The sequence below is a fragment of the Peiella sedimenti genome (assembly GCF_030504955.1).
Taxonomy (GTDB): Bacteria; Pseudomonadota; Alphaproteobacteria; order Caulobacterales; family Caulobacteraceae; genus Brevundimonas; species Brevundimonas sedimenti.
Genome location: NZ_JAUKTR010000002.1, coordinates 82,296 through 105,586, shown reverse-complemented (window position 1 = coordinate 105,586; position 23,291 = coordinate 82,296). Strand labels below are relative to the sequence as shown.

At 70.2% G+C, this 23,291-nt stretch carries 23 protein-coding genes and 1 tRNA gene; 12 read left to right on the top strand and 12 right to left on the bottom strand.

Translation table 11 applies throughout. From position 1 onward, the window contains the following. Positions 1-97: 97 nt before the first annotated feature. The gene (locus tag Q0812_RS05550) at positions 98-613 is read left to right on the top strand and encodes a hypothetical protein (protein WP_302109322.1); all 516 of its coding nucleotides are present in this window, start codon (positions 98-100) and stop codon (positions 611-613) included. Between the two features lie 19 nt (positions 614-632). On the opposite strand, the gene Q0812_RS05545 is transcribed toward Q0812_RS05550, so the two are convergent. Next, entirely contained in the window at positions 633-1,727 is a 1,095-nt protein-coding gene (locus Q0812_RS05545; RefSeq protein ID WP_302109321.1) for a Kelch repeat-containing protein, read from the bottom strand. Between the two features lie 77 nt (positions 1,728-1,804). After that, complete coding sequence (locus Q0812_RS05540; protein WP_302109320.1) at positions 1,805-2,890, bottom strand: helix-turn-helix transcriptional regulator; 1,086 nt, start codon at positions 2,888-2,890, stop codon at positions 1,805-1,807. Between the two features lie 138 nt (positions 2,891-3,028). Here Q0812_RS05540 and Q0812_RS05535 point away from each other — a divergent pair, with 138 nt between their 5' ends. Beyond that, positions 3,029-3,493, top strand: a complete 465-nt coding sequence (locus Q0812_RS05535; RefSeq protein ID WP_302109319.1) for a YaiI/YqxD family protein — start codon at positions 3,029-3,031, stop codon at positions 3,491-3,493. 4 nt (positions 3,494-3,497) lie between these two features. Here Q0812_RS05535 and Q0812_RS05530 read toward each other — a convergent pair whose 3' ends face one another. Then, positions 3,498-3,692, bottom strand: coding sequence for a hypothetical protein (locus tag Q0812_RS05530; protein WP_302109318.1), 195 nt, complete (start codon positions 3,690-3,692; stop codon positions 3,498-3,500). Between the two features lie 194 nt (positions 3,693-3,886). Between Q0812_RS05530 and Q0812_RS05525 the strand changes: the two genes are divergently transcribed. The 5 genes from Q0812_RS05525 (at position 3,887) to Q0812_RS05505 (ending at position 9,493) form a co-directional block, all read left to right on the top strand. Further along, positions 3,887-5,548 (top strand): MFS transporter, encoded by a 1,662-nt coding sequence (locus Q0812_RS05525; protein WP_302109317.1) that lies wholly within the window; start codon positions 3,887-3,889, stop codon positions 5,546-5,548. A gap of 95 nt (positions 5,549-5,643) precedes the next feature. Further along, positions 5,644-6,762 carry an alanine dehydrogenase gene (gene ald, locus Q0812_RS05520; RefSeq protein WP_302109316.1) on the top strand — a complete coding sequence of 373 codons (1,119 nt, stop codon included), beginning with the start codon at positions 5,644-5,646 and terminating at the stop codon, positions 6,760-6,762. Positions 6,763-6,804: 42 nt separating this feature from the next. Beyond that, positions 6,805-7,563 (top strand): bifunctional demethylmenaquinone methyltransferase/2-methoxy-6-polyprenyl-1,4-benzoquinol methylase UbiE, encoded by a 759-nt coding sequence (ubiE, locus tag Q0812_RS05515; protein WP_302109315.1) that lies wholly within the window; start codon positions 6,805-6,807, stop codon positions 7,561-7,563. A gap of 4 nt (positions 7,564-7,567) precedes the next feature. Continuing rightward, positions 7,568-9,073, top strand: coding sequence for a 2-polyprenylphenol 6-hydroxylase (gene ubiB, locus Q0812_RS05510; protein WP_302109314.1), 1,506 nt, complete (start codon positions 7,568-7,570; stop codon positions 9,071-9,073). Positions 9,074-9,088: 15 nt separating this feature from the next. Beyond that, complete coding sequence (locus tag Q0812_RS05505) at positions 9,089-9,493, top strand: hypothetical protein (protein ID WP_302109313.1); 405 nt, start codon at positions 9,089-9,091, stop codon at positions 9,491-9,493. Between the two features lie 2 nt (positions 9,494-9,495). Here Q0812_RS05505 and arfB read toward each other — a convergent pair whose 3' ends face one another. From arfB to Q0812_RS05485, 4 genes are all read right to left on the bottom strand, one after another. Continuing rightward, on the bottom strand, positions 9,496-9,894 hold the full coding sequence (gene arfB, locus Q0812_RS05500) for an alternative ribosome rescue aminoacyl-tRNA hydrolase ArfB (protein ID WP_302109312.1): 399 nt from the start codon (positions 9,892-9,894) through the stop codon (positions 9,496-9,498). Between the two features lie 47 nt (positions 9,895-9,941). Then, positions 9,942-11,291 (bottom strand): amidohydrolase family protein, encoded by a 1,350-nt coding sequence (locus Q0812_RS05495; protein ID WP_302109311.1) that lies wholly within the window; start codon positions 11,289-11,291, stop codon positions 9,942-9,944. Next, complete coding sequence (locus tag Q0812_RS05490; RefSeq protein ID WP_302109310.1) at positions 11,291-12,748, bottom strand: amidohydrolase; 1,458 nt, start codon at positions 12,746-12,748, stop codon at positions 11,291-11,293. The genes Q0812_RS05495 and Q0812_RS05490 overlap by 1 nt, the downstream gene beginning before the upstream one ends. A 100-nt stretch (positions 12,749-12,848) precedes the next feature. Beyond that, positions 12,849-13,157: a YggT family protein gene (locus Q0812_RS05485; protein ID WP_302109309.1), complete on the bottom strand. Its 309-nt coding sequence runs from the start codon at positions 13,155-13,157 to the stop codon at positions 12,849-12,851. Positions 13,158-13,324: 167 nt separating this feature from the next. Between Q0812_RS05485 and Q0812_RS05480 the strand changes: the two genes are divergently transcribed. After that, positions 13,325-13,400: transfer RNA gene (locus Q0812_RS05480), tRNA-Ala, on the top strand. A gap of 17 nt (positions 13,401-13,417) precedes the next feature. Here Q0812_RS05480 and Q0812_RS05475 read toward each other — a convergent pair. Both Q0812_RS05475 and Q0812_RS05470 read right to left on the bottom strand, forming a co-directional pair. Beyond that, complete coding sequence (locus tag Q0812_RS05475; RefSeq protein ID WP_302109653.1) at positions 13,418-13,990, bottom strand: ActR/PrrA/RegA family redox response regulator transcription factor; 573 nt, start codon at positions 13,988-13,990, stop codon at positions 13,418-13,420. 6 nt (positions 13,991-13,996) lie between these two features. Further along, positions 13,997-15,457: an ActS/PrrB/RegB family redox-sensitive histidine kinase gene (locus tag Q0812_RS05470; RefSeq protein WP_302109308.1), complete on the bottom strand. Its 1,461-nt coding sequence runs from the start codon at positions 15,455-15,457 to the stop codon at positions 13,997-13,999. Between the two features lie 54 nt (positions 15,458-15,511). Between Q0812_RS05470 and Q0812_RS05465 the strand changes: the two genes are divergently transcribed. The 3 genes from Q0812_RS05465 to Q0812_RS05455 all read left to right on the top strand — a co-directional run bounded on the left by Q0812_RS05465 (position 15,512) and on the right by Q0812_RS05455 (position 18,193). After that, positions 15,512-16,126 carry an SCO family protein gene (locus Q0812_RS05465; RefSeq protein WP_302109307.1) on the top strand — a complete coding sequence of 205 codons (615 nt, stop codon included), beginning with the start codon at positions 15,512-15,514 and terminating at the stop codon, positions 16,124-16,126. Positions 16,127-16,227: 101 nt separating this feature from the next. Then, entirely contained in the window at positions 16,228-17,472 is a 1,245-nt protein-coding gene (locus tag Q0812_RS05460; RefSeq protein WP_302109306.1) for a polyhydroxyalkanoate depolymerase, read from the top strand. Then, positions 17,462-18,193: a M48 family metallopeptidase gene (locus Q0812_RS05455; RefSeq protein WP_302109305.1), complete on the top strand. Its 732-nt coding sequence runs from the start codon at positions 17,462-17,464 to the stop codon at positions 18,191-18,193. The genes Q0812_RS05460 and Q0812_RS05455 overlap by 11 nt, the downstream gene beginning before the upstream one ends. Positions 18,194-18,196: 3 nt before the next feature. Here the strand turns inward: Q0812_RS05455 and Q0812_RS05450 are convergent, their stop codons facing one another. The 3 genes from Q0812_RS05450 to Q0812_RS05440 form a co-directional block, all read right to left on the bottom strand. Further along, entirely contained in the window at positions 18,197-20,245 is a 2,049-nt protein-coding gene (locus Q0812_RS05450) for a transglycosylase domain-containing protein (RefSeq protein ID WP_302109304.1), read from the bottom strand. Positions 20,246-20,333: 88 nt separating this feature from the next. Next, positions 20,334-21,251 (bottom strand): alpha/beta fold hydrolase, encoded by a 918-nt coding sequence (locus Q0812_RS05445; protein ID WP_302109303.1) that lies wholly within the window; start codon positions 21,249-21,251, stop codon positions 20,334-20,336. 60 nt (positions 21,252-21,311) lie between these two features. After that, positions 21,312-22,082: an alpha/beta hydrolase gene (locus tag Q0812_RS05440; RefSeq protein ID WP_302109302.1), complete on the bottom strand. Its 771-nt coding sequence runs from the start codon at positions 22,080-22,082 to the stop codon at positions 21,312-21,314. 35 nt (positions 22,083-22,117) lie between these two features. Here Q0812_RS05440 and Q0812_RS05435 point away from each other — a divergent pair, with 35 nt between their 5' ends. Next, the gene (locus Q0812_RS05435; protein ID WP_302109301.1) at positions 22,118-23,290 is read left to right on the top strand and encodes a glycosyltransferase; all 1,173 of its coding nucleotides are present in this window, start codon (positions 22,118-22,120) and stop codon (positions 23,288-23,290) included. Position 23,291 lies beyond the last annotated feature (1 nt).

Genomic DNA, 23,291 nt, shown 5'->3' with positions numbered 1-23,291 from the left:
CGAGAAGGGCAGGCACACCGCTCCCCCCACTTACCCACGCCCCTGCGCCCCGCCCTTACCCTTGGCCGCCTGTCCATTTGCGCAGGAGCGCCAGACCATGCCCGACCCCGATCCACCCCCGTCACCCACGCCTGCCTGCCGCAGGGCCCCGCCCGAGGTGTGGGAGCGGGTGCGCGACGACTACCTGGCCGGCGTCTCGGCGCCCGAGTGCTGCCGCCTTCACGGCGTGGGCCTGTCCGCCCTTCGCGACCGCGCCGCGCGTGAGGGCTGGCGCCGGGCCGACCAGCCCTGGGTCGCGCCGGGTCGCCTCGACCCGGATGACGAGGGCGTGCGGCTCGAGGCCCAGATCGAGGGCGACCTCGACCGGGTCGGCCCGGCCCAGCTGGCCTTTGTCGCCGACCGGCGCATGATGCGCGCCGTGCTGCGCGGCGATGCGGCCGGGGCCCTGCGCTGGAGCCGCGTCGCCCGCAGGCTGAATGAAGAACAGGCCGAGCTGGACCGCTGGATCGCCCAGGAGGAGTCCCTGCGCCACAGGATGCGCGACCCGGACGACCCGGACGACTCGGACGACTTGGACGGTGTTTTTCCGTCCGGCCCGTCCGATCCCGACTAGGCCGCCGGCCCCTGTTCGCCTACCCGTCGCAGCGCATGGTCGGCCGGTACACCTGCATGGCGTTGGTGCCCGTGTTGCCGCCGATGGTGACCGCGCCGCCCGGCAGCAGGATGCGCCCGCCGATCACGGCGCTGCCCTTCAGGCCGTGGACAGCGATGGGCAGGGGGGCCAGCTCGGTCCAGCGGTCGGCGCGCGGGTCGTAGCCATAGGTGTTCGCCGTCAGGCCCATCACGTCGGTGCGCTCGCCCTCGCCGCCGAAGACGAACAGGCAGCCGTTCACCGCCGCGCCGGTGACGCCGCCCCGGGGCGCGGGCATGTCGGCGCCGCGCGTCCAGGTCCGCGTCGCCGGATCATAGATTTCGACCACGGCGGTGCGTTCGGCCCCGGCGCCCGGCTCGAAGCGTCCGCCGGCCACGATGACGCGGCCGTTGAGGGCGACCATGGCCAGGTGATTGCGCTGGGTCGGCATGTCGGGCAGCTGCTCCCAGGTGTCGGTGGCGGGGTCGTAGACCTCGAAGGCCGAGCCGCCGGGGGGCCGCCCGCCGGCCACATAGATTTTGCCGTCGATGACGGCCGCGCCGCCGCCGCTGCGCGCCGTGGGCATGGGGGTGCGCGGGGTCCAGCCGCCCACGGCCGGGTCGTGCATCCAGACCGTGTTGACGAAGCGTTCGGGCCGTCCGGTGCTGGCCCCGTCCACCTCGCCGCCGATGACGTAGAGCCTGCCGTCCACGGCCGCGACCATCATGTGGTGGATGGGCTCGGGCAGGGTGGGGCCGAGGCTCCAGCGGCTCGTCGCCGGATCATAGACCTGCACCAGGCTGGAGGGCAGGCGGCCGGGCGGATAGCCGCCCAGGACCCAGGCCTGGCCGTTGAACTCCTCCACGGCGTGTTCCGAGCGGGGCAGGGGCATGGCGGCGCCCATGCTCCAGCCCCCGACCTCGAGCCGGGAGCCCAGGGGCGGCCCCGCGCTGACGCGGCCGTTCCAGGTTTCGGTCAGGTCGCCGTCCTGCACCACCGTGGCGCCGGGCAGGGACGGCTGCTGTTGGGACTGGGCCCCCGCGCTCGTGGCCAGGAGCAGGGCGGCCGCCGCCGCCATGGTCGTGTGACGCCTCATGATGATCTCCCCGTGTGGATTGCTGCGGCCATCGGGGGGCAAGCCGGGGCGCCGCGCCCGCCGCTTTCAGAAATCGGCTAGGCGGATTTGGCCAGCGGGGGCCCGGCCGGGGCCGCGGGGCCCAGGCCCGCCCGCTCGCGGAACGCGCTGGGCGTCACGCCCTCGCTGGCCTTGAAGGCGCGGTTGAACGGGCCCAGCGAGCCGAAGCCGGCGTCCAGCGCTATGGTCGAGATGGGCACCTCGCGCTGGCCCGGATCCAGCAGGGCGGCCCGCGCCTCGGCCAGGCGCCAGCCGTTCAGATAGGCGTTGAAGTTCCTGTATCCCAACCGGCGGATCAGGCGGCGCAGGGCGTATTCGGGGGCCCCCAGCCGCGCCGCCAGGGCGCCGATGGTCAGCCCCTCGCGGCGATAGACGCGCTCGTCCTGCATCAGGGCGCTGAGACGGCCCAGCAGGCGCGCCTCGGCCGGGTCGGCCACGGCCAGCTCGGCGCTCGGCCTGCCATCGCCGGAGATCGGCGCCTGCGCCCCGAACATCTCTTTCGAGCGCAGGCCCGCCACCAGCAGCGCCATGCCCACCGCCATCACGAACATGCGGATCACGTTCAGATCGATGACCAGCGGGCCGGGCCGTCCCGGCGCCAGGTACGAGGCCGTGATGCCGATCATCATCAAGCTGCTCAGCAGCACGAAGGCGATGCGGGCGCGGCGGCGCGGCTCGACCAGATCGCCCCGGCGGCCCTTCCAGGCGATCCAGGCGGCCGAGCCGGCCAGCACGATCTGCGCCGTCTGATGCGGCATCTGCACCATTTCCGTGGGCAGCCCCATCTGGCCGCGCACCATCCACACGCCGCCCAGCGCCGCCAGCCCGCCCCAGACGGCCCAGTCCAGCGCCCGCATGCGGAAGCCGTCCTCGAACAGGGCGCGCGTGAACAGCCAGAAGGCCGCCGCCTTGCCGTGCGACAGCATCACCACCGGAAAGGCCCAGGTCAGCATCCAGCCGTTGATGGGCGGAATGTTCAGCGCCCAGACCGTGGTGCTCAGCGCGAACAGCGTCCCCAGCCAGGCCAGGGTGCGGTTGCCCCCGTCGCGCAGCAGGATCGCGCTCAGCAGCAGGAAGGTCGTCGCCGCCCCGCCCCTCAGCACCATTTCCACGACATCAGGCATGGACCGATCTGACAGCGGCTGGGCCCACAAGGCAAGATCGCCCGCTTATCCACGCCCCCGCCCCGGCGCGCATACTCTTGCCCGGAACATCTTCCGATGCGGACGGATCGGACGGTCGTTTTCAGCTAGGCTCGGCCCATGCCCCTGACCCTCTTCATCGACGCCGACGCCTGCCCCGTGAAGGACGAGTGCTATCGCGTGGCCGAACGCTGCGGCCTTCGGGTCTTCGTGGTCTCGAACGGCTGGATCAATACGCGCCGGGCGCCCTTCATCGAGCAGGTGGTGGTCGAGGCCGGTCCCGACGCAGCCGACGACTGGATCGCCGAGCGGGCCGGTCCCGGCGACATCGTCGTCACCTCGGACATTCCCCTGGCCGACCGCGTGCTCAAGGCGGGGGCCCAGGCCATCCGGCCGAACGGCCAGGCCTTCACGGCGGACTCCATCGGCTCGGCCCTGGCCGGACGCATGGTGGGCGAGCATCTGCGCTCCATGGGCGTGGCCACCTCGGGCCCTCCGCCCTTCTCGGCGCGTGACCGCTCGGCTTTTCTCCAGGCCCTGGACCGCGCGGTCGTTGTCGCACGGCGGCAGGCGCCGGGCGCATGAGGCCTCATCCCGGCGCCCTCAGATGCACGCAGGCCTGGGCCAGGGCGTGCATGCGCACGCAGCTTTCCAGAATGGCCTCGGCGTACTGGCCGCGGTCGGCCCGTTCCACCAGACCCAGGGTGCGCCCCAGACTGGAGGCCAGCACCTCATAGGCGGCTTCCTGGGCCGTGCGGGCCTCGTCCATCAACTCCGTCGTCATGTCTCGACTTCCCAACCAACCACGGGGTCTTGCGCCCCTCCGCCCTCCCTTTTCGGCGGGGGGTGCGTCAGAATCGGTCAGGCTTGCGGAACGGCGTCTTGCGATGCGCCGCGAATCGCGGGCCGAGGGCGTCTTGCCATGCCGCGCGGGCAAGGCTCTAAGCTCGGGTCACGATATTCGCCGAGGGGGAGACGATGGCGGAGCAAGCGGGGGCGGCGCGTCCTGAGCCCAGCCTGAGAACCGTGGTGGCGGCCTCGGCCGCGGGGACCACATTCGAGTGGTACGACTTCTTCATCTTCGGCTCGCTGGCCGGGGTGATCGCCACCCACTTCTACGCTGAGGTGGGGGCGGCCACCTCCTACATCCTGGCCCTGATCACCTTCGGGGTGGGCTTCGTGGTCCGGCCGCTGGGCGCCCTCGTGTTCGGCTGGTTCGGCGACCGCTACGGGCGCAAGATCACCTTCCTGACCACCATCATCATGATGGGGGTGGCCACGGTGGCCATCGGCCTTCTGCCCACCTACGCCCAGGCGGGCGCCGTGGCTCCTGTGCTGCTCATCGCCATGCGCGTGCTCCAGGGCTTCGCCCTGGGCGGCGAGTACGGCGGGGCCGCCATCTATGTGGCCGAGCATGCGCCGAACCATCGGCGAGCCGGCCTCACCGGCTGGATCCAGACTTCGGCGGCGCTGGGCCTGATCGGGGCGCTCGTCGTCATCCTGGGAACGCGCGCCCTGATGGGAACTGAAGCCTTCAACGCCTGGGGCTGGCGCATTCCCTTCCTGATCTCGGCCTTCCTGCTGGTGATCTCGCTGTGGATCCGCCTAAAGCTGGGCGAAAGCCCCGCCTTCAAGGCCATGGAGGCCGAAAGTGGAGAGCGCCGCGCCCCCTACCGCGAGGCCTTCTTCCAGTGGAAGAACCTCAAGCTGGTGCTGCTGGCCCTGTTCGGCATCATGATCGCCCAGGGGGCGGTCTGGTACTGCGGGTACTTCTACAGCCGCTTCTTCATGGAGCGGGTGCTGAAGGTGGACACCGCCATCGTCGACGCCCTGATCCTGGCGGTGACGATCGTTTCGGCGTTCCTCTACGTCTTCTTCGGCTGGCTGTCGGACCGGGTGGGGCGCAAGCCGGTCATGCTTTTCGGCATGGTCCTGGCGCTGGTCACCTTTTTCCCCGGCTTCCACGTTCTGACCCAGGCGGCCAACCCCGCCCTGGCCCGCGCCCAGGCCGAGGCGCCGGTCGTGGTCAGGGCCGATCCGGCCACCTGCTCGCTGCAGTTCGATCCGGTGGGCAAGGCGGCCTTCTCCACCTCCTGCGACATCGCCAAGAGCGTGCTGGCCAACGCCGGGGTCTCGTACCGCAACGAGGCCGCGCCGTCGGGCGCGGTGGCCGAGGTACGCGTGGGCGATGAGGTGGTGACGTCCATCGAGGGCGCGGGGCTGTCTCCGGAACAGCTGACGCAAGCGCGCGCGGGCGTGCAGGCCGAGATCACCCAGGCCCTGGCGGCCCACGGCTATCCAGCCACGGCCGACCCGGCCCAGATGAACCTGCCCCTGGTGTTCGGCGTCCTGCTGGTCTTCATCATCGCGGCCACCGCCCTTTACGGGCCCCAGGCGGCGGCGCTGGTCGAGCTGTTCCCCACGCGGGTGCGCTACACGGCCATGAGCCTGCCCTATAACATCGGCACCGGCTGGGTGGGCGGCCTGTTGCCCGCCGCCAGCTTCGCCCTGGTGGCCTGGTCCGGCGATATCTATTTCGGCCTCTGGTACGCCATCGGCTTTACGGCCGTGGCGGCGGTGATCTGCTTCTTCCTGTTGCCCGAGACCAAGGGCCGCGACCTGCACCTGATCGGGCGCTGACAAGCAAGCGGCGCCCACTTCTCCCCTTGGCCCAGACGGTCTATGAGGCGTCCGCCCCGCAAGGCGGGAAGATTGTTGGTCCGAAGGAAACTGTCATGCGCGTCGGCGTGCCCAAGGAAATCAAGAAGAACGAGCACCGGATCGGCCTGACGCCCACGGCGGTGCGCGAATACGTGGCCCACGGCCATCAGGTTTCGGTCGAGACCAACGCGGGCCTGGGCGCGGGCTTCACCGACGAGGACTACGTCAGGGCGGGCGCCACGATCGCGCCGGACGCCAGGACCATCTTCGACTGCTCGGACATGATCGTGAAGGTCAAGGAGCCCCAGAAGGTCGAGTGGGAGATGCTGCGCGAGGGGCAGATCCTCTTCACCTACCTGCACCTCGCGCCCGATCCGGACCAGACCCACGGCCTGATGAAGTCGGGCTGCGCGGCCGTGGCCTACGAGACCGTGACCGACGCGCGCGGCGGCCTGCCTCTGCTGGCGCCCATGTCGGAAGTGGCCGGGCGCATCGCCGTCTTCTCGGCGGCCGAAACCCTGCTGAAGCACAACGGCGGCATGGGCCTGCTGTTCTGCGGCGTGCCGGGCGTGGCCCCGGCCCGCGTGCTGGTGCTGGGCGGCGGCGTCGTCGGCCTCAACGCAGCGCGCATGGCCCTGGGCCTTGGCGCCGAGGTGGTGCTGCTGGAACGGTCGATCCCGCGCATGGCCTATATCGATGAGGTCACCGGCGGCCGCGTCATCACGCGCTACTCGTCCATCAACGCCATCGAGGAAGAGCTGGTGAAGGCCGACGTGGTCATCGGCGCCGTGCTGGTGCCGGGCGCCTCGGCCCCCAAGCTGGTCAGCCGCGACGACCTGAAGAAGATGAAGAACGGCTCGGTCCTGGTGGACGTGGCCATCGACCAGGGCGGCTGCTTCGAGACCAGCCGTCCGACCACCCACGAAGACCCGACCTACGTCATCGACGGCGTTGTGCATTACTGCGTGGCCAACATGCCGGGCGCGGCGCCGCGCACCAGCTCCGAAGCCCTCAACAACGCCACCCTGCCCTTCGGTCTGGCCCTAGCCGATCACGGTCTGGACGCGCTGAAGGCCAACCCGCACCTGGCGCGGGGCCTCAATGTGCTGAACGGCAAGCTGACCTACCCGGCCGTGGGCGAGGCCCTTGGCCTGCCGTGGGAAGATCCCTACGGCGTCTGGGCGGGTGCGTAAGAAAGGATGACGGCGGGCGGGGCTGGGGCTAAACCGCCCCTCATGACCGCCGCCCGCTCTTCCTTCGGCTTCAAAGACGTCGACGCCCGCGAAAAGGTGCGGCTGGTGCGCGGCGTCTTCGACCGCGTCGCTTCGCGCTATGACCTGATGAACGACCTGATGAGCGCGGGCGTTCACCGGGTGTGGAAGGACATGACCGCGGCCCGGCTCAACCCCCAGCCGGGCGAAACCATCATCGACTGCGCGGGCGGGACGGGCGACATGGCCCGCCGCTATTCGCGCATGGCCGCGGCCGTGCAGGCGCGCCGGGGCGGCCCCGACGCCCGCGTCGTGGTGATCGACTACAATGCCGAGATGATCGCCGCCGGTATCGAGAAGGGCTCGGCGCCCGAGATGGTCTGGGCCGTGGGCGACGCCATGAAGCTGCCCCTGCCGGACGCCTGCGCGGACGCCTATTCCATCGCCTTCGGCATCCGAAATGTCGCGGACGTCAGCCAAGCGCTGCGCGAAGCGCGGCGCGTGCTCAAGCCCGGCGGACGCTTCCTGTGCCTGGAATTCTCGCGCCCTTCCTCCGAATGGCTGCGCCAGGCCTACGACGCCTATTCCTTCAAGGTCATTCCCACCATCGGCGAACTGGTGGCCAAGGACCGCGACAGCTACCAGTATCTGGTCGAGAGCATCCGCCGCTTTCCCGATCAGCCGACCCTGCTCCGCATGATGCGCGAGGCGGGCTTTGGGCAGGCAGAGTTCACCAACTTCTCGGGCGGGGTTTGCGCCCTGCACCACGGCTGGGCGGTCTGACCCGGTGAGCGGCGGCCTGACCGCGAGTGTTCGCCTGCTGGGCGCCGGTTGGGTGCTGGTGCGCCACGACGCCCTGATGCCGCGTGAGATTGACGAGTTGCTGCCGCCCCACGTGCGGCTGCTGGCGCGTACACTGCGGCTGTTCGCCGGCCGCGAGGCCCAGGCGGGCCGGGCGGGCGAGCGGCTGGCTCGCGCTTTGGAGCGGCTGGGCCCCGTCACCATCAAGTTGGGCCAAGTCTTGTCTACGCGCGCCGATGTGTTCGGGACCGAGTTCGCCTACGACCTGTCGCGCCTCAAGGATCGCCTGCCGCCTTTCCCTACCGAACAGGCGTTGGCCGAGGTGGAGCGGTCGCTGGGTCGCCCTTGGGGCGAGCTGTTCACCCAGTTCGGCCCGCCCGTGGCCGCCGCCTCTCTGGCCCAGGCCCATCCGGCGACCATGGCCGACGGCCGTCGCGTGGCGGTCAAGGTGCTGCGGCCGGGCGTCCACCGCCGCGTCGTCCGCGACCTGGAGGTGCTGGCCGGCGCCGCGCGCCTGATCGAGAAATGGGCGCCGCCCGCCCGCCGGCTGGAGCCGGTGGCCTTTGTCGCCACGGTGGCGCGCTCCATGGAGCTGGAGCTTGACCTGCGTCTTGAGGCCGCCGCCGCCAGCGAGTTGGCGGAAATCATGGCTCAGACGGACTACATGCGCGCGCCTGCCGTACTCTGGGCCGGCGTCGGCAAGCGGGTCCTGACCCTGGACTGGGCCGACGGCATGCCCCTGTCGGACCCCGCGGCGCTCGACCAGCCGGGGCTGGACCGCCCGGCCCTGGCCGACAAGGTGATCCGGGGGTTCCTGACCCAGGCTCTGGGCGAGGGGGCGTTCCACGCCGACCTGCACGAGGGCAACCTGTTCGTCGCCGCGCCCGCACGCCTGACGGCGGTGGACTTCGGCATCGTTGGGCGGCTGGGGCGGCCAGAGCGCCGCTACCTGGCTGAGATCCTGTGGGGCTTCATCCAGCGCGACTACGCCCGTATCGCCCAGGTGCATTTCGAGGCCGGCTACGTGCCGCCGCGCCACTCGGTGGAGACCTTCGCCCAGGCCCTGCGCGCGGTGGGCGAGCCGGTGGTGGGCCGCCCGGCCAACGAGGTGTCCATGGGCCGTCTCCTGGCCCAGCTGTTCGAGATCACCGCCCTGTTTGACATGCGACTGCGGCCCGAGCTGATCCTGCTGCAGAAGACCATGGTCACGGTCGAGGGGGTGGCCCGCCGGCTCGATCCCAACCACGACCTGTGGGCCGCCGCCCAGCCGGTGGTCGAGGCCTGGATGCGCCGCGAACTGGGGCCCGGCGCTCAGGCGCGCGAGGCGTTGGACGAGGTGCGCGCGGCTATCCGCGGTTTCGCCCGCCTGGCCGAGCAGCCGCCCACCGCCGTGGCCGTCGCCGAGAGCAAGGGGCCGGGGCTGTGGCCCCTGATCCTGTCCCTGGTCGCCCTTGGGGCGGCGGGCGTGGCGGTGTATCTGTCCCTGACCTAGTCGGGAGACAGCCTCATGATCGCCTTCGGCCTCGTCGCCGCCCTGTTCGCGGCCCAGGATTCCGCCATGACCCAGGCCGAGGGTCATCGCGCCTCGGAGGCCCACGGCCAAGATCCGGCCCACTTCGCCACCGCGCGCCACGCCCAGCACATGCTGTCGGACTTCATCGCCGACGCTCAAGCCGGCCGCGTCGCCTACGAGACGATGACGCCGGAGATGGCCGCTGCAGCCCGCCCGCAGGAGGCTGGCATGCTGCAGTTCATCGCCCAGGCCGGCGCCCTGCAGTCGATTGAGCATGTGGGCGAGCAGAACGGCGGCCACGCCTTCACCGTGACCTTCGACAATGGCGCCACGTCCTGGCTGATCTCCATCAACGCCGAGAACAAGATCGCGGGCCTCGGCGTCCAACCCGTCCAGTAAGCCTAGTCCAGGCGAACCCTTCCCCGTCCGGACTTGATGTCCGAGCGCCTGGCCTTGCCCGCCAGGCGCCGCTCCTTCGAGGCGCGCGTGGGCTTGGTGGCCTTGCGCGCCTTCGGGACGTGGCGGGCCTTTACAATCAGGGCCGCCAGCCGCTCATAGGCGTCCTGGCGGTTGCGCTCCTGGGTGCGGAAACGGCTGGCCGAGATCAGGATGTCGCCCTCCTGAGTGGCGCGGGCGCCCGCCAGCCTGAGCAGCCGCGCCTTGACGTCGTCGGGCAGCGACTCGCTGGCGGCCGCGCTGAAGCGCAACTGCACCGCCGTGGCCACCTTGTTGACGTTCTGGCCGCCGGGCCCGCCCGCCCTGAAGAAGCGGAGCTCGAGCTCCGTCTCCTTCAGGCGCACGCCGGGCGCCAGTTCGACATAGACGCCCCCGCCTGACTCCGGCCCGCTCAGTTGCGGTAGGCGGGGGGATAGACCCCGCCCTGGGCGTAGCGGCGCGCCAGCTGCAGGTTGCGGGCGTCCATCGGTTGGGGCACGCCCCGGATCACCACCTGGGTGGCCCAGGTCAGCGGCTCCAGCGGATCGCCGTTCCAGATCACCAGGTCGCCGTCGCGGCCCTGCTGCAGTGAGCCGAAGCGGCTGTCCAGCCCGAACATGCGCGCCGGATTGACGGTGATCGCCTCCAGCGCCGCCTGGTAGGGCAGACCATTGGCCACGGCGTTGCCAGCGTGGATGCGGGTCTCGCGGACGCGGTAGTTGCCGCCCTCTGAGTCACGGAAGGCGAGGGTCACGCCCGCCGCGTGCAGGCGCGCCGCGTTCTCGAGCGTCGCGCCGCGCGTCTCGAACGATCCCGGCAGGTCCGCCAGCGGGTTGAGGATCACCGGCACGCGGGCGGCCGCGATCTCGTCGGCGACGCGCCAGCCTTCCTGGGCGCCGTTCAGGATAATCCGCAGGTTTTCCTCGCGGGCCAGCCGCAGCACCGCCAGAATGTCTGAGGCGCGGTTGACCTCGACCACCAGGGGCATGCGCCCCTCCGCCACCGGAATCAGGGCCTCAAGGTCGGCGGTGGACAGCATCAGTTGACGCACCCCGCCCCGATCATAGGCGGCGCGGTTTCGCTGATAGAGGCGAACCTCGTCCATGATGGCCTTGAACAGGACGAACTGCGCGCCGCGCGCGCCGCCCGCGATGTTGGCGCCGGCGGCGCCGAACGGCGCCACCATGGCCACGCGCGGCTGGACGATGATGTCCATGCCCTCGCCCAGATGGATGGCGGCCGCCTGACCGGCGAACATGCCGGGCGTGTGGAAGCCGCCCGCGCCCGCGCCGGCCGTATCGTGCTCGTGGGCCAGGGCGGCCGCGCCGGCGTGCTGCGGCATGACGATGGCGCGGGTGATCCCGCCCAGCCGCGCCACTGGAATGGCGACGCTGTCGGGGTCCAGGCCCCAGGACACGTCGAAGGCGGCGGACAGCGTATTGCTGGACTGGAGGACATCGTTGGTCGAGACCTCCGAAGACAGCTCGAGGCCGCCCAAGGCGCTGTCGACCGCGACGATGCCCGGCGTCACCGTGCCGCCCTGGGCGTCGATGACCTGGACGCCGTCCGGCGCGCGCACATCGGCGCCCACCGCTGTGACGCGACCGCCACGGATCACGATCGTGCCGCGTTCAACGGTGCCTTGCGGCCCCATGGTGATGATGCGGGCGTTGGTGACCGCCACGTCCTGGGCGTGAGCCGCAGAGGCGCAGACCAGGCTCAGGGCCGCCGCTGCGGCCAGGGTTTTCAGCTTGGCGAACATCAGCGGGGCTCCCGGCCGGGCTGACCCAGCTCATAGTCGGACGCGGCGCGCGTGCGCGGGTCGGAACGATCGAAGGCGACGGCGCCGTCGATGAAGACCTGATCGGCGCGGGCGTAGACGCTCAAGGGGTGGGCGCTCCACAGAACCACATCGGCGCGCTTGCCGGGCGTCAGGCTGCCGGTCTGATCGGCGATGCCCAGGGCGCGGGCCGGGTTCAGGGTGAACCAGCTGATGGCCTGCTCATCGCTGACCTCGATGCCGGCGCGGCGCGCGGCGGAGACCGCCATGGCCGTTTCCTGGTTCAGGCGCTGAATCAGATTGGCGTCGTCGGAGTGGATGACAACGCACGCCCCCGCCTGCTGCAGGATGGCGGCGTTCTCCTCGATGCCGTCGAAGCTCTCCAGCTTGAAGCCCCACCAGCCCGAGCCCCAGATGGCCGAGCAGATGTTCTCGCGGGCCAGCACGGGCGCGATCTTGTAGGCCTCGCTGGCGTGATGGAAGGTGGTGATGCGGTAGCCGAACTCGCGCGCCACATCGAGCATCAGCATCATCTCGTCGGCGCGATAGCAGTGGTTCTGCACCAGGATATCGCCTGACAGCACGCCGGCCAGGGTCTCGAGGCGCAGGTCGCGGGTCGGGGGATCGGCGCGTTCGCCGCGCTCCACCTTCTGGCGGTACTCGTCCCAGCGGCGGCGATAGTTCTGGGCCTCGATCCAGCCGGTGCGGTAGCCGGCCACATTGCCCATGCCGGTCGCGGGGGACTGATTGCGGGCGCCGTAGGTGCGCGGCGGGTTCTCGCCACAGGCCATCTTCAGGCCGTAGGGGGCGCCGGGGAACTTCATGCCCTGCATGGAGACTGACGGGACGTTGCGCACGGTGACCGAACGGCCGCCGAACAGATTGCCCGAACCGGGCAGGATCATCAGGGTGGTGACGCCGCCCTCGCGGGCGCGGTTGAAGCCAGGATCCTGGGGCCAAAGGGCGTGCTCGGACCAGACGCCGGCCTGGTTCGGACCGGTCATCTCGTTGCCGTCGCTGGTGGCGGCGATGCCGGGCGAGGGATAGACGCCCAGGTGGCTGTGGGCGTCGATGACGCCAGGTGTGACGAACCGCCCGCGCCCGTCGATGCGCTGGGCGCCCGCCGGGATCGGCGTGTCCGCGCCGCCCACGGCGGTGATGCGGCCATCCTGCATGACCACCACGCCGTTATCGAAACGGCGGCCGTCGCCGGTGAAGACGGTCGCGCCCACGATGGCTGCGTCCCGCCGGGGGAGGGGTTGATAGGTCGAAGGGAAGGGGTCCAGCGTCGTGGCCGGGTCCAACCCCTGGAGCAGTGGCGCGGGAGAAGCGGCGGACGATGAAGCCGGCGTCTGTCCCGTGGTGCCGCCCGTCGTGGCGCAGGCCGCGAGTGCGGCGGCCAGAAGGGCGGCGATGGCCACCCCCGATCTCAGTCTCATGCCCTTACCCCCGAAGAAGCTCCTGTCACGGGAACTTCAACCCGGCATCAAGGTCGGATGCAAGGGAACAAAGGCTGCTTGAGGGGACGAGCGGCGGCGATCAGCCGCCCAGCAGGCCGTAGAGCGCCGGTGCGGCGGTGTTGTTGAACAGCACGCGCAGGAACTGCAGGACGATGATCACGATGATCGGCGTCAGGTCGATGCCGCCCAGCGGAGGGATCACCCGCCGGAACGGCTCAAGCATCGGGGCGGTCACCCGGTCGAGGAAATAGGCCACGCTGGCCACGAACCGATTGCGCAGGTTGACGATGTCGAAGGCCACCAGCCAGCTGAGAATGGCCGAGCCGATGATGAACCAAACCGCCAGGCTGATGATGGTGTTCACCAGCCAGATGATCGCCGCCGCCATGAAAGTCTCCGTCCCCGCCCGATGCGGGCGCGCTTTGGGCTAGATAGGCTGCTCCGCCGCCTGGGGCCACCCCCCTTGGCTGCGCCTTGCCTCGCTTTGCAGGGCCTCGCTTGACAGGGCTTTGGCCGGTTCGTATGTGCGCCGCTCGCCTGGACGACCCCGCAAGGGGGGCCGTAGCTCAGTTGGTAGAGCGCGTCGTTCGCAATGACGAGGTCAGGGGTTCGACTCCCCTCGGCTCCACCAGGCGCCTTCCGAGATGATCAGCGCGGCGCGCGCTTGGCCAGAATCCGCTGAAGCGTGCGACGGTGCATGTTAAGCCGCCTGGCCGTCTCCGAGACGTTGTTGCCGCACAGCTCATAGACGCGCTGGATGTGCTCCCAGCGCACCCTGTCGGCCGACATGGGGTTCTCGGGCGGCTCGGGCGGCGCTTCGCCAGAGGCCAGCAGGGCCTTGACCACGTCATCGGCGTCGGCGGGCTTGGACAGATAGTCGATGGCGCCGGCCTTGACCGCCGCCACGGCGGTAGCGATGGCGCCGTAGCCGGTCAACATGACCACGCGGGCGTCGGGACGCCGGTCGCGGATGCTCTCCACCACCGCCAGTCCCGTGCCATCCTCCAGTCGCATGTCCAGGACCGCGAAGGCGGGCGTTTCGCGCGCCACCTCGGCGTTGGCTTCGGCGACGGAGCTGACCATACGCACGTCGAAACCGCGCGATTCCAGCGCCCGCCCCAGGCGACTGCGCAGGGCTGCGTCATCGTCTAGCAGGAGCAGCGAGCGGTCCGGCAGTTCCGCGATACGGGAAGCGCCGCCGTCGGCGGCCTGAGCGTCCATCATGGTTTAAGTCGCTCCAATCTCAGCCTTTCGGTCATCAGAACCAGCCGAACTTGACTGTGTTCCCTGCGCAGACGCCTGCGTACCGCGCCGGGAGGCTGCCACATCTATGTCGTCAGGGGCAGGCGGCGCTTCAAGGGCGCGCCTTGGCCATACGATGCGCACCAGGGCGCCGCCGTCCTCGTCCTCCGTCTCGGCCTTTGCGTTCTTGAAGGTGACGCGCCCGCCGATGCGCTCCAGCAGGGTCTTGGCGATGAAGAATCCCAGGCCCATGCCGTGATGGCCGCTTCTGGAGTCTTCGCCCGTGGGCCTTGATGTGACGTAGGGCTCGCCCAGCCGGGTCAGCACGTCGGCAGAAAAGCCGGGGCCGTCGTCGCGCACCTCGATTTCGATCCGTTCGCGGTCGACGCGCGCCGTTACGGTGACGGCGAAGACGGCGAAGTCGGCGGCGTTCTCCACGAAGGCCGACAGGCCGTGGATCAACTCAGGCTGGCGCAGGATCAGCGGCGGCGGCTCGTGCGGCGGATGCATCTCGACCCGGGTTTCGATGCGCGGCCCGATGCCGCGATAGGCCTGGGCCACCTCCTCCAGCACCAAGGGGAGCCGCAGGCGCGCCTGGACCTGATCCGAGGTCTCGGGCTGCTCGGACAGCTGCTTCAGGATAGCGCGGCAGCGGTCGGCCTGTTCAAGCAGAAGCTGGGCGTCCTCGGCCACCGCCTTGTCCCCCGCGGCCCCACGCAGCAGCTCCTTGGCCACCACCTGGATCGTCGCCAGCGGTGTGCCCAGCTCGTGCGCCGCCGCCGCCGCAAGGCCGCCCAGCGCCGCCAGGCGCTGCTCGCGCGCCAGCACGCCCTGGGTGGCCTGGAGGGCCAGCTCCATGCGCCGGGCCTCGCGGGCCGCCAGCCAGACATAGACGCCCGTGAACACGGTGCCGACAGCCATGGCGATCCACATCCCCAGCCGATACAGCGGCGGCATCTCGACGGTCAGCCCGGCGTACCAGGGCAGCGGCATCGACCAGTGGTAAAGCACCGCCGCCGCCGCCAGGCCGACCAGGCCGACCATCGCCGCCTGACGTCCGGCCAGCGTCCCGGCCGCGATGACGGTCGGCGCGATCAGCAGCAGGCTGAAGGGGTTGTCGAGCCCGCCCGTAAAGGCCAGCAGCACGGACAGCTGCACGATGTCGAAGGCCAGCTGAGCCGCCACGTCCCAGTCCCGGGGCAGGCGCGGCTCGCCGATCCGCATGGACAGCACCACGTTCATCCAGGCGCCGGAGGCGATGGCGCCTAGGCAGAGTCCCAGCGGAATGTCGAACTTGAAGACGAAGGCGGTGATCAGGACCGCCGCCGTCTGGCCCACCAGCGCCATCCATCGCAGGAAGACGAGGGTGCGGATGCGCAGGCGCCCGCGCCGCCCCTTGGGCGCGCCCATGAAGGCGTTCTCGCTGGCGGCTTGGGACCAGGGCATGACCGTCGTATAGAGCCGCAAGCTTGGCTCCAGTTCCAGAGGGGATGAGGATCGATGTCGCGCAGAACCCTGCTGTCTCTGCTCGCCGGCGGCGTGCTGGTCCTGTTCGTGCTCGGGATCTACGCGGTAATGAACCCGCCGCGCCAGGGCCAGGCGGTCAACGTCGCCTCGACCGGCGAGGCCCGCATCGGGGGCCCCTTCACCCTGGTGGACACCGATGGGCGAACGGTCGATCAGAGCGTGCTGAACGGCAAATGGAGCGTGATCTTCTTCGGCTTCACCTATTGTCCGGACTACTGCCCCGCGACCCTGCAGACCATGGCGCGCGTCGAACAGGAGCTGGGGCCCCTGGCCGACAATCTGCAGACCGTCTTCATCAGCATCGATCCCGAACGCGATACGCCCCAGGCCCTTAAGGCCTATCTGGCCAGCGATGCTTTTCCGGACCGGGTCGTCGGCCTGACCGGCAGCCCCGAGCAGGTGGCGGCGACCGCGCGGGCCTATGGCGCCGTCTACGAGCGGGTGGGCGAGGGCGACGATTACACCATGAACCACTCTCTGGTGGCCTATCTGATGGACCCCCAGGGCCGTTTCGTCCTGCCGCTGGGTCACGGCCTGGGCCCCGAGCGGACGGCCCAGGTCATCCGCGACGCGATGGAGCGGGCTTGAGGCCGCCGGCGCGGCGAATGGGCGCGGCGTTAATCCTTTTGCCGCGGAAGGCGTTTCATGCTGCCCTGCAAAACAGGCGCTCATCGCCCATTTAGGATTCGATGCTCTATTCCCTGCACGAGTACGCCTACCACACCGCTGCGCCTTGGCGCGCCTTCGCCCAGGCGGCGCGAGACTTCTGGGGCCACCCGGCCAACCCGGCGGTGGACACGCTTTACGGCCGCACGGCCTACGCCTCGGCCGAATTTTTCGCCAATCTGACCCGCCGCTACGGCAAGCCCGAGTGGGGCGTCGATTCGGTCGAGATCGAAGGCGCGTCCGTTCCGGTGACCAGGCGGACCGTGTGGTCCAGCCCCTGGTGCGATCTGGTGCGGTTCTCGCGCAAGCCGGCGGCGCTCAAGGCGCTGGACCGCGAGACGAAGGCGCCGCCGCTGCTGATCGTGGCGCCCCTGTCGGGCCATTACGCCACCTTGCTGCGCGGCACGGTCGAGACCTTCCTTCAGGACTTCGACGTCCACGTCACCGACTGGGTCAACGCGCGTCAGGTCCCGGTGCTTGAGGGACGCTTCGACTTTCACGACTACGTCGATCATATCCGCGACATGCTGAAGGCCATCGGCGGGCGGGCCCACGTGATCGCCGTGTGTCAGCCGGGGCCGCCGGTGCTGGCCGCCGCCAGCCTGATGGCCGAGGACGGCGACGCGAACCGGCCCGCCTCACTGACCTTCATGGGCTCGCCCATCGATGCGCGCCTGTCCCCCACGGCGGTGACGGGCTTCGCCGATGAAAAGCCCTTCGCCTGGTTCAGATCGAACATGATCCACACCGTGCCCCTGCCCTATCCGGGGGCCGGGCGGCGGGTCTATCCGGGTTTCGTGCAGCTCTACAGCTTCATGTCCATGAACGAGGACCGGCACGTGGACGCGCACCGGTCCTATTTCGAGCACCTGGTGGCCGGCGACGGCGAAAGCGCGGCCAAGCACCGTGAGTTCTACGACGAGTATCTGTCAGTTCTGGACCTGACCGAGGAGTTCTATCTCCAGACCATCGACTACGTGTTCCAGAACCACCTGCTGCCCAAGGGCGAACTGGTCCATCGCGGCCGGCCCGTGCGGCCAGAGGGCATCACCGACATCGCTCTGATGACGGTCGAGGGCGAGAACGACGACATCTCGGGCGTCGGCCAGACCCAGGCGGCCCATCGGCTGTGCCCCGCGATTCCGGACAACAAGCGCGTCCTGTGGGTGCAGCCCAAGGTCGGACACTACGGCGTCTTCAACGGCCGCCGCTTCCGCCAGGAAATCTATCCGCGCGTGCGCGATTTCGTCGGGCGAAATGTGGCCTAGGCCTCGCGCGCCGACCTCGCCCGTCCTCGAGGACGGGATGGTGGTGCGCGTCGGGGACACGCCCGTGCGGCTGAAGGTCAACCCACGCGCGAGACGCGTTTCCATCCGGGTTTCGGCGGACGGCGCCGCCACGGCCACCGCCCCGAGCCGACGCGCCCTTTCCCAGGCCCTGGCCTTTGCGCAATCGCGCGCGGGCTGGCTTGCGGATCAGACGGCCAAGGCCCCTGAGGCCCGACCCTTTCAGCCTGGGCAGGTGGTTGAGATCGAGGGGCGATCCGTCACCCTGATTCAGGGGACGGGCCAGGCCGCCGCACGCTTGGTTTCGCCTGACCTCATCAGCGCCGGCGGCGATGCGGAGGGCTTCAACCGGCGCGTCATCGCCCTGCTGAAACGCGAAGCCAAGGCCCGCCTTGAGGCCGCTACCGAGCGCCACGCCGCCCGGCTGGGTCTGCCGCGCCCGGCGGTGGGCCTGGGCGATCCCAGGGGCCGCTGGGGCAGCTGCTCGCCGCACAGAAACAGCATCCGCTACTCTTGGCGGTTGATCCTCGCGCCGCCGCAGGTGCTGGACTACGTCGCGGCGCACGAGGTGGGCCATCTGATCCATGCCGACCACAGCCCAGCCTTCTGGGCCGTGGTCGCCCGCCTTGATCCCGAGTGGAAGGCCCATCGCGCCTGGCTGCGCCGCGAAGGCGCCCGGCTGCACGCCCTGGGGCGCGGTTAGACCTCAGAAATAGAGCGGGTCCGGCTGCTTCTGCTCCGGCCGCGGCTCGGGCCGCTGCTGGACCGGCGGCGTGGCCGGCTCGGGCCTGGGCTGCGGTTGATCCTCGGGATTGGGGATCGGCTGCATGACGCCCGGGTTCTCCGCCTGATCTTCCGGCGGCGTATCCATGCCGTCGCCGCCCCCGAACAGACCGCCCAGAAGATCGCCCACGGGGTCGCCCATGTCCCAGCCTTCCGGCAGCGGCGGCCCGTCCGGAATGCGCTGGACGTTCAGCCGCGGCAGGGCCGCCTGCATGAAGGTGCGCCAGATGGCGGCGGGGCTCGAGCCCCCGGTGACGCCGCGCATGGGCGTGTTGTCGTCCTTGCCGACCCAGACGGCGGTGGTGAAGCCGCCGGTATAACCGACGAACCAAGCGTCCTTATAGTCACTGGTGGTGCCCGTCTTGCCCGCCAGGTCATAGCCCGAGAAGGCGGCGGAGCGCCCCGTGCCAGAGGTCATCACCGCGCGCAGCATCTGGTTCAGGAACAGCAGCGGCGGGTTGTTGATGGCCTGTCCGCCCTCGCGTGCGCGCCGCTCGTACAGGATGCGCCCCTCGGTCGTGCGGATGCGGGTGATGCCGTGGGCGTAGGCCCGCCGCCCGCCGTTCGAGAAGGCGGCGTAGGCCTGGGCCATGTCGATGGGGCTGACCTCGACGGCGCCAAGCGCCATGGCGGGGTCGGTGTTGATGCGCGAGCTGACCCCCAGGCGGCGCGCGGCCTGGGCCACGCGGTCGCGGCCTACCCGGTCAGCCACCAGGGCGGCCACCGTATTCAGCGACTGCGCCACGGCGTTCTGCAGCGTCGTCTGACCGATGAAGTTGCCGGTGTAGTTGCGCGGGCTCCAGCCGTTGATGGTCACCGGCTCGTCGACCACCGGCGTGTCGGGCCGGTAGCCCGCCTCCATGGCCGCCAGATAGACAAAGGGCTTGAAGGCCGACCCGGCCTGGCGCTGGGCGTCCACGGCGCGGTTGAACTGGCTGTCCGCATAGGACTTGCCGCCGATCATGGCGCGCACCCGGCCTTCGCCGTCCACGGCGACCAGAGCGGCCTGCTCCACGCCGCGTCGCGCGTCCCGGTTCAAGATTTGCTGCACCGCGCGCTCGGCCTGGGTCTGCAGGGTCAGATCAAGCGTGGTCTCGACCACCAGGTCGTCGCCGGGCTGACCGATCAGGCGGGCGATCTCCTGGTCGAGCCAGTCGATGAAGTAGCTGGCGTGCTGGCTGGCCAGGGTGCGCGAGACGCGGACCCGCTCCTGCACGGCGGCCGCGCGCTCCTCCGGTGTGATGACCCCGGCTTCCTCCATCTCGTCCAGCACCACGGTGGCGCGCCGCGCGGCGCGCTCGGTGTCGGACAGGGGGCTGTAGCGCGACGGCGCCTTCAGAAGGCCGGCCAGCAGCGCCGCCTCGCCCACGGTCAGTTCGCGCGCGCTCTTGTCGAAATAGCGCTGGGACGCGGCCTCGATGCCGTAGGCCCCGGCGCCGAAATAGACGCGGTTCAGGTAGAGACTGAGGATCTCCTTTTTGGAGTATTTCAGCTCCAGCCAGACGGCGAGCATGATCTCCTGGATCTTGCGCTTCATCGTCTGGTCCGGCGTCAGGAACAGGTTCTTGGCCAGCTGCTGCGTCAGGGTCGAGCCGCCCTGGACGATGCGTCCGGCGCGCATGTTGGCCGCCATCGCCCGCACCATGCCGATGGGGTCGAAGCCGGGGTGGTGATAGAAGCGCCGATCCTCGATGGCGATGAAGGCGGCCGGGACGTAGTCGGGCAGCGCGTCCAGATCGACCGGCGCTGACTGCTGCGAGCCGCGCACCCCTATGAGGGCGCCGTTGCGGTCCAGGTAGGTGATGGCCGGCCGCCGCTCCGCACGGTCAAGGCTCGACACGTCCGGCAGGCCGCGTGCGAACACGGCGAAGAAGACGACGACGAAGATCAGGGCCCAGACGCCCGCTACGCCGGCCCAGTAAAGCCAACGGTTGGGCCTGCGGCCTCTGGGCGGAACTCCCCCATGGGTCATGCGTGATCAGGCCCTCGATGCGGCGACCCGCCCTTCTAGAGGCAAGGGGACGGCGGCGCCAACGCTCTCGCCCGTAGAGCTTCTGTGATCAATCCGCCGAAAGAAAGGCATCCACCTCGGTCAGGAAGGCCTCGGTCTGGTCGAACATGATGAAGTGGCCGGAGTCGTTGATGCGCTTAAGCCGGGCGCCGCTGAGGTTGGCGTAGGCGCCGCGATACGCCTGGTCGAGCAGGGCGTCGGTCATGCCGGGAACGTTCTTCAGCGGCACATAAAGCACCGTCACGGGCGCGCGGACCCGCGACAGTTCAGGTCTCAGGTCGGTGGTGATCAGCTCGGCCATGGCGCGTCCGGCCACGTCCCGATCCGATCGGGCGGCGTGGCGCACCGGCCCCTCACGATCGGCCGGGTCGGCGATGGTGCTGTCCATCTGGGCGCGGGTGGCCGCGACCCAGCCCGCGTCATTGGCGCCGGCCATGCGGGCGCGCGTCTGCTCGGCGATGGGCGCGACGCTTTCGGGCGTGGCCGTCGGCCCGCCGAAGACGCTGCCGAGGAAGGGCAGCATGTCCACGACCATAATCCGGTCGACCGCCTGCGGATGACGGGCGGCCAGCATCAGGCCGATGGTGCCGCCCATGGAGTGGCCGATGACCGCGGGCCGCTGCAGCCCCTGCTCGCGGACGTAGCGAGCGATCTCATCAGCGACGGGCGCGGAGACCAGTCCCGAGGCGTTGGCGCCGGCGGGCCGACCGTCGAAACCGCTGACGTGGACGCGATGCACGCGCTTGCCGCTCGCGACCAGATGCCTTGCCGTCTCATCCCAGATCTCAGGCGAGGAGGTCAGGCCCGGGATCAGGATCACCTCCGGTCCCTGCCCCTCGACCGTGACCCCGATGCGGTCCGAGGCGAAGGCCGCGGCCGGAGCCGCCTGGGCCAGGGCGGCTGGAGCCGGTGTGGTCGCGGCGATGAGCCCGCCGAGGATGGCGAGCGAAAGGCGGTAAGCGATCACGGGAAACCTCTTGAAACAGCGGCCCTTAGCCAGCCACACCCGCCGGGGTCTGACAAGGGATCAGGCCATACTCCTCTTGCGCACCGCGGCGACGGCTTCGGTCAGTCGCTCCAGATCGCGGGGCGCCGACAGGCGGTGATCGCCGTCCTTGATCAGGGTCAGCTCCACGTCGTCAGAGGTCAGGGCCTCGGTCAGACGCATGGCGTGCCGCCATGGCACCGGATCGTCCGCCGTGCCTTGCAGGATGCGCACCGGTCCGGCGAAGGCGATGGGCCCGTCGAGCAGAGCCCAGGCGCGCGCCTCCTCGAAGAAGGCCCTGGTCAGGCGGTGGGGGCCCGTCCCGTCATCGATCCCGGCGAAACCTTCGCGCAGGATGGCCTGACGCACGTGGTCCTCCAGCCTCGGCCACATCAGCTCGTGGGCGAAGTCCGGCGCAGGCGCGATCAGCAGCAACGCCTTCACCCGATCGGGCAGGGCCACGGCCGCCAGCAGGCTGATCCAGGCTCCCATGGACGAGCCGATCAGGATCACGGCCTCCCCCGTCTCCGCCTCAATCAGGGCGATCAGGTCCTCGCGCCAACGTCCGATGGCGGCCGCCGTCCATTCGCCCGACGACTCGCCGTGGGCGAAGTGATCGAATCGCAGGTAGTCCCAGCCGTGTTTCTTCGCCGCCTCGGCCAGATGCACGGCCTTGGTCCCCTCCATGTCCGAGCGCCAGCCGCCCACCCAGATGAGCGTCGGGCCAGCCCCGGTCACGCGCTTCCAGGCGACGTGTTCGCCATCCGGACGGGTCAGGCGGCCTTGAGTCTCGGGCCCAGGAGTCGGGGGCATGGCGGGGCGGCGCTCCATGGACTAAGCAGCGGGTCGTGCCGAACCTGCCCTCCGACTTCACCCTGCTGCAAGTGGTTCCGCGCCTCGACGCCGGGGGCGTGGAGCGCACCACGCTCGATATCGGCCGCGCGGTCGTTCAGGCGGGCGGCCGTTCGCTTGTCGCCAGCGAAGGCGGGCGGCTGGAGGAGGCGCTTGAGCAGCAGGGCTCTCGCCTGGTCCGTCTGAAGGCCGCGTCCAAGAACCCCTTCACCATCCTCTCCAACGGCTTTCGTCTGGCGAGGTTGGCGCGCGAGGAGGCGGTCACCGTCATCCATGCCCGTTCGCGCGCGCCCATGCTCAGCGCCCTGATCGCCGGGCGCCTGGCCCGCGTGCCGGTGATCGCCACCTACCACGGGGTCTACAACGCCCGCTCGCCGCTGAAGCGCTGGTACAACGGGCTGATGACGCGCGGCGTCCAGGTCATCGCCAACTCGGCCTACACCGCTCGCCATCTGATCGCAGAGCATCGCGTCAACCCGGCGAAGGTGACCGTGGCGGACCGGGGCTCGGACCTGTCGCTGTTCGATCCTGGCGCCGTCGCGCAGACGCGGGTGGACCAGGTCCTGGCGAGCTGGGGGATCGAGCCCGGCGATAACCGCGCTCGCATCCTGTGCGCGGCGCGGCTGACGCGCTGGAAGGGCCAGACGGTGATGATCGAGGCCGCGGCCCGCCTGAAGGCCCTGGGACGCGACGACTTCCTTGTGATCCTGGCCGGCGACGACCAGGGCCGATCGGCCTACCGCCAGGAGCTCGAGGCTCTGATCCAGGCGCGGGGCGTGGCCGATCGTGTTCGCCTCGCCGGCCATCTGACCGACATGCCGGCGGCCTGGATGGCCTGCGACATCGGGGCGGCGCCCTCCATCGAGCCGGAAGCCTTCGGCCGCACGGCGGTCGAGCCCCAGCTGATGGCGAGGCCCGTCATCGCCAGCGCCCACGGCGCGCCCATGGACACCATACTCGACGGCGAAACCGGTCTTCTGGCCGCGCCCGGCGATGCGGACGCCTGGGCCGCCGCCATGGCCCGGCTGATCGATTTGGGACCCGAGGGACGCGCCGCGATGGGCGCGCGGGCGGCGGATCGGGCCCGAAGGCTCTATTCGCTGGACGCCATGGTCGAGGCCACCTTCCGCGTCTATGGTCGCGTCGTTTCGAGCTCGGGAGGCGCGTGAG

What these genes read in the sequence shown, in the direction of transcription:
- Q0812_RS05455 (WP_302109305.1), top strand. Translation starts at nt 17,462, where the DNA reads ATGTGGCCTAGGCCTCGCGCGCCGACCTCGCCCGTCCTCGAGGACGGG.
- ald (WP_302109316.1), top strand. Translation starts at nt 5,644, where the DNA reads ATGCGCGTCGGCGTGCCCAAGGAAATCAAGAAGAACGAGCACCGGATC.
- Q0812_RS05470 (WP_302109308.1), bottom strand. Translation starts at nt 15,457, where the DNA reads ATGCCCTGGTCCCAAGCCGCCAGCGAGAACGCCTTCATGGGCGCGCCC.
- Q0812_RS05485 (WP_302109309.1), bottom strand. Translation starts at nt 13,157, where the DNA reads ATGGCGGCGGCGATCATCTGGCTGGTGAACACCATCATCAGCCTGGCG.
- Q0812_RS05530 (WP_302109318.1), bottom strand. Translation starts at nt 3,692, where the DNA reads ATGACGACGGAGTTGATGGACGAGGCCCGCACGGCCCAGGAAGCCGCC.
- ubiE (WP_302109315.1), top strand. Translation starts at nt 6,805, where the DNA reads ATGACCGCCGCCCGCTCTTCCTTCGGCTTCAAAGACGTCGACGCCCGC.
- Q0812_RS05545 (WP_302109321.1), bottom strand. Translation starts at nt 1,727, where the DNA reads ATGAGGCGTCACACGACCATGGCGGCGGCGGCCGCCCTGCTCCTGGCC.
- Q0812_RS05525 (WP_302109317.1), top strand. Translation starts at nt 3,887, where the DNA reads ATGGCGGAGCAAGCGGGGGCGGCGCGTCCTGAGCCCAGCCTGAGAACC.
- Q0812_RS05450 (WP_302109304.1), bottom strand. Translation starts at nt 20,245, where the DNA reads ATGACCCATGGGGGAGTTCCGCCCAGAGGCCGCAGGCCCAACCGTTGG.
- Q0812_RS05505 (WP_302109313.1), top strand. Translation starts at nt 9,089, where the DNA reads ATGATCGCCTTCGGCCTCGTCGCCGCCCTGTTCGCGGCCCAGGATTCC.
- Q0812_RS05490 (WP_302109310.1), bottom strand. Translation starts at nt 12,748, where the DNA reads ATGAGACTGAGATCGGGGGTGGCCATCGCCGCCCTTCTGGCCGCCGCA.
- Q0812_RS05550 (WP_302109322.1), top strand. Translation starts at nt 98, where the DNA reads ATGCCCGACCCCGATCCACCCCCGTCACCCACGCCTGCCTGCCGCAGG.
- Q0812_RS05440 (WP_302109302.1), bottom strand. Translation starts at nt 22,082, where the DNA reads ATGCCCCCGACTCCTGGGCCCGAGACTCAAGGCCGCCTGACCCGTCCG.
- Q0812_RS05540 (WP_302109320.1), bottom strand. Translation starts at nt 2,890, where the DNA reads ATGCCTGATGTCGTGGAAATGGTGCTGAGGGGCGGGGCGGCGACGACC.
- Q0812_RS05460 (WP_302109306.1), top strand. Translation starts at nt 16,228, where the DNA reads ATGCTCTATTCCCTGCACGAGTACGCCTACCACACCGCTGCGCCTTGG.
- Q0812_RS05465 (WP_302109307.1), top strand. Translation starts at nt 15,512, where the DNA reads ATGTCGCGCAGAACCCTGCTGTCTCTGCTCGCCGGCGGCGTGCTGGTC.
- Q0812_RS05495 (WP_302109311.1), bottom strand. Translation starts at nt 11,291, where the DNA reads ATGTTCGCCAAGCTGAAAACCCTGGCCGCAGCGGCGGCCCTGAGCCTG.
- Q0812_RS05475 (WP_302109653.1), bottom strand. Translation starts at nt 13,990, where the DNA reads ATGGACGCTCAGGCCGCCGACGGCGGCGCTTCCCGTATCGCGGAACTG.
- Q0812_RS05535 (WP_302109319.1), top strand. Translation starts at nt 3,029, where the DNA reads ATGCCCCTGACCCTCTTCATCGACGCCGACGCCTGCCCCGTGAAGGAC.